The organism is Nonomuraea sp. NPDC003727 (genome assembly GCF_053586935.1).
Genome location: NZ_JBSFNE010000048.1, coordinates 1 through 4,670 on the forward strand (window position 1 = coordinate 1; position 4,670 = coordinate 4,670).

1 protein-coding gene is annotated in these 4,670 nt (G+C 71.3%); it reads right to left on the minus strand.

Annotated features, from left to right (window positions below; translation table 11 throughout):
• Window positions 1-106: 106 nt before the first annotated feature.
• Window positions 107-4,336, minus strand: coding sequence for a GH92 family glycosyl hydrolase (locus ACWDLG_RS44995; RefSeq protein ID WP_449931804.1), 4,230 nt, complete (start codon window positions 4,334-4,336; stop codon window positions 107-109).
• Between the last annotated feature and the right edge of the window lie 334 nt (window positions 4,337-4,670).

The following is a 4,670-nucleotide window of genomic DNA, read 5'->3' on the forward strand; positions in this document are numbered from 1 at the left end:
GGTTGTTCAGCGGCATCCACGCCACGTCGCGGGTGACCTTGTCCTGGATGCCGGTGACCAGCGCGGCGCGGGCGACCGGGTCGTACTCCGCCCGGGAGCGCGGCGGTCAGCAGGTCACCGGGCCTCGGACCGCGTTCGGCAGCCCGTTGTCGCGCATCGCCGGATCGTTGCCCGCGCAGGTGAGCGGGCCGCCGACGGTGCTGGCGCTGACCAGCGGGGCGGCGTTGCGGGTCAGCGTGACGGGGCCGCGGACCTCGGCCGCCTCCAGGCTCACCTCGCCGCGCACGCCCGAGACGCTCACCGGACCGCCCACCGAGGAAGCGGTGAGGACGAGCGCGGCGGCCTGGTGCGCGGTGACCGGCCCCTCGATCGTGGCGTCCTTCGCCAGCAGGCCGGCGCCCTGCCGTACCGTGACGGGGCCGGTGACGGTGGCGTCCTCGGCCAGGCAGGTGACGCCCTCGGTCACGACCAGCGGACCCCGGTGGGTGCCGCTGACGGTCCTCGAACAGGCCTGGTCGGGTACGGCCAGCAGTTCCAGCTCGGCGACGGTCCCGGACGTCGTGAAGCGGTAGTGGCCGAACCGGCCCGGGTTTGCGATCTTGAAGGGCCTGGTCTGCTTCTGCCAGGCGAAGCTCTCCTCCTTGCGCTCGTCGATGACGCTCCAGGTGGTGCCGTCGTAGGAGCCCTCCAGCTTCCACGCCCTCGGGGCCGCGGAGGCGGCCGAGGTGAGCGTGTAGAAGGTGACCGGCTGGCGGCCCGCCGCGGTCAGCGTGACGGGGCCGCTGAACACCGCCGCGGTGGCCGAGGTGTCGTCCGAGAGTGCGGTGGGGCCGCCGGTGACCGGGATGTCGCGCATCGGCCGCGGCGACTGCCCCTCAGGGGTGATCGACTGCAGCGGCGTGCCCCACGTGGAGGGCTCGGGCCCCATGGCGAAGTCGAGCACCGCGCCCTCGGCCAGGACGTCGTGCGGCAGCGAGGTGGAGGTCCACGCCTTGCCGTTCACCTTGAGCCCCTGGACGTAGACGTTGCGGGCGCTGTTCTCCGGCGCGTTGACGACCAGCTTCCTGCCGCCGGGCAGGTGCACGGTGGCCTTGGTGAACAGCGGCGAGCCGACCGCGTAGTGCGGGCTGCCCACCTGGAGCGGGTAGAAGCCGAGCGCGCTGAAGAGGTACCAGGCCGACATCTCGCCGTTGTCCTCGTCGCCCGGATAGCCCTGGCCGATCTCGCTGCCGAGGTAGAGCCGCGACAGCGCCTCCCGCGCCTTGGCCTGCGCCTTCCACGGCTGGCCCGCGTAGTCGTACATGTAGATGACGTGGTGGGAGGGCTGGTTGCTGTGGCCGTACTGGCCCATCCTGACGTCCCTGGCCTCGCGCATCTCGTGGATGATGCCGCCGTAGGAGCCGGGGAACGTCGCGGTCTCCTGGCTCGCGAAGAAGTCGTCGAGCTTCTTGGCCAGGCCGGCGCGGCCGCCGTACAGGGCGGCGAGACCGACCCCGTCCTGCGGGGCGTGGAAGGCCATGTTCCAGCCGTTGGTCTCGGTGTAGTCGTGGCCCCACACGCGCGGGTCGTACTGCGAGGGCGTCCAGCGCCACGCGCCGCTGGAGTCGCGGCCCTGGAAGAAGCCGACCGCGGGGTCGAACATGGTGACGTAGTTGAGCGCCCTGGACCGGAAGTACTCCGCCTCCTCCGTACGGCCGAGCGCCTGCGCCATGCCGGCGATGCCGAAGTCGTTGATGTAGCCGTCGACGGCCCACGACATGGCCTCGCCCACCTCGTCCCTCGCGGTGTAGCCGCGGAAGACCGAGGTCTGCATGCCCTTGCGGCCGACGGCGGCGTTGGGCGGCACGACGGTGGCGTTCTTCAGCGCCGCCTCGTAGGCGCCCTTGACGTCGAAGCCGCGCACGCCCTTGACGTAGGCGTCGGCGAAGGCCACGTCGGAGCTGGTGCCGACCATCAGGTCGGCGTAGCCGGGCGACGACCACCTGGCGATCCAGCCGCCGTCGCGGTACTGCTGGACGAATCCGTCGATCAGCTCGCCCGCCGTACCGGGGCTGAGCAGGGTGTAGGCGGGCCAGGTGGTCCGGTAGGTGTCCCAGAAGCCGTTGTTGACGTAGATCTTGCCGGCGACCACCTTGGCCCCGGTCTGGGTGGGCGTGTCGGCGCCGGTGCGCGGCGCCACCGGGCTGGCGTGGCGAGAGCCCTCGGGGGTGTTCTCGAAGCCCGAGTTCGGATACAGGAACAGGCGGTAGAGGTTGGAGTAGAGCGTGGTCAGCTGGTCGTCCGTGGCGCCCTCCACCTCGATGACGCCGAGCTTGTCCTCCCACGCCTTCTTCGCCCGCGCCTTGACCTCCTCGAAGCCGCCGGCCTCCAGTTCCAGGTTGCGCTTGGCCTGCGCGACGCTGATGAAGGAGGTCGCGATGCGCATGGTCACCTGCTTGGCGCCGAAGGCCAGGTAGCCGGTGACGTTGTCGCGCCCCGCCCCGGTGAGCTTGCCGCCGCCGGTCGGGGTCTGGTCGAAGACGGCGTGGACGAACATCCTGGTCGCGCCGGCCGACAGCCCGCTGCGGGCGTCGGTGAAACCGGTGACCACTCCCCCGTCGATCGTCAGGCCGCCGTCGTTGTTGTAGTTGTCGAAGATCAGGCTGCCCCGCTCCTCGGGGAAGGTGAAGCGGAAGACCGCCGCGTGGTCGGCGGGGGCGATCTCGGTGCGGATGCCGTTGAGCAGGTCGACCGCGTAGTAGTACGGCCTGGCCGTCTCCCTGTCGTGGGTGAACGGGGTGGCTCGGGCCACCCTGTCAGGGTTGGGGACGGCCAGCAGCGACGGCATGACCTGGAAGGACTGCCGGTCGCCCATCCACGGGCTCGGCTCGTGACTGGCGGCGAACGCCTGGATGGTGGGGATGTTGTCGGGGTTGCCGTTGCGGTGGTACTCGTACAGCCAGGAGTTGGAGCCGGACCCGGTCATCGGGGTCCAGAAGTTGAAACCGTGGGGGACGGCGGTGGCGGGGAAGGTGTTGCCGCGCGAGAAGCCGCCGGTGGAATGGGTGCCCCTGGTCGTGATCGCGTGGTCGGCGACGCTCGACGGGGCCTGCGCCCTGGTGTCGGCCAGCGTGATGTCGTCGACGAAGCCCTTGAACGGCAGCGGCCCCACCGGGGCGTCGAAGGCGACCAGGATGCGCGTGACGCGCTTGCCCTTGGCGATCTCGCCGAGCCGTACGCGATTGTTGTTCCACTGGTCGGCGTAGAGCGTCTTCGACTCGCCCTGGGCGCGGGCGACGGCCCTGGTGCCGTGGTGGTCGCGGGCCTGCAGGTCGCTGAGGTAGGTGCCGTCGGAGAAGGCGAGGTCGAGTCCGGCGTAGGTGCTCGGATAGCGCAGGTCGGCGCCGGTGAACTCGGGGAAGATCTTGTAGGACAGCTCGGTGTCGGGGCCGACGGGGACGTCGACCTCGAAGAGCTTGTTGGTGGAGCGGCCGCCCCGCTCGCTCGTGGTGCTGCCGGAGTAGCGCAGCGCCTTCAGGCCCGTGTAGCCGGCGCGCGGCTTGGCGGTGAACCCGCCGCTCGGGCCGCCGCTGACCAGGCTGCGCATGTCGGAGGGCGGCTTGGGCGCGGTGTCGCCGTCCGACAGCTGCAGCTCGGCGAGCTGGACGATGCCGCCCGAGCCGTTGCGCGTGACGTTCAGCCGGTAGTACAGGTAGGCGCCGGGGTTGGCGACCACGAACTCGCGGGTCTTCAGCCTGGCGTCGAACACCTCTCCCGCGCGGGTGTCGACGGCGGTCCACGTCCGGCCGTCGACGGAGCCTTCGAGCGCCCAGTCGCGCGGGTCCCGCTCGGGCGCGTCGTTGGCGGAGGCCAGCGCGTAGCGAGCGACCCTGATGGGCTTGGACAGCTTCGCCGACACCCAGCCGGTGCCGGCGAAGACCAGCCACTTGGTGTTGACGTCGCCGTCGAAGAGGTTCTCCTTCACCTCACCGGCGGCGCTGAACTCGCCGCTGGCGTTCACCTCGACGACCTCGTCGGTGATGTTGCCGGGGATGCCGCCGGTCGTGCCGCCGGTGACGCCTTCGGCGCCCTTGACCTCGTCGACCGTGTTGACCCAGGTCGGCTGCGGCTGGCCGGGTTCGAAGGAGCTGTGGAAGAGCGCGTCGGCGGGGGCGAGGTTCACCTGCGCCCTGCGGGCGGACGGAGGCGGGGTGATCTCGGGCGGGGGTGGGGGTGGGGTGGGGGTGGCGGACGGCGCGTCCGAGGGGAGTGGCGAGGGTGGCGGGTCGGCCAGCGCCACCCCGGGTAACGCCAGGACCAGGGCGCTCGCCAACGCGGCCAGGTGTGCTCTCCGCATGCCGGGACCTCCGAGGAAGCTGACAACGTTGTCACCGAAGATCCTTCGGATAGACAACGTTGTCAACGCCCGCGCAGATCACCTTTTGGTCAACGACCACCGGCTGTCACGTTTATCCAGCCCTCAGACGAAAGGGCACGGCGAAGCCGATGAGGACACAGGGACGGGCCGGGCAGGGCGCGCACATGACGGCGCGACCCAGTGACCGGCGCGGGAGACGGGGTGTCGCGGGGCGACGCGGGGCGACGCGGGGCGACGCGGGCCGACGCGGGCCGACGCGGGCCGACGCGGGCCGACGCGGGCCGACGCGGGCCGACGCGGGCCGACGCGGGCC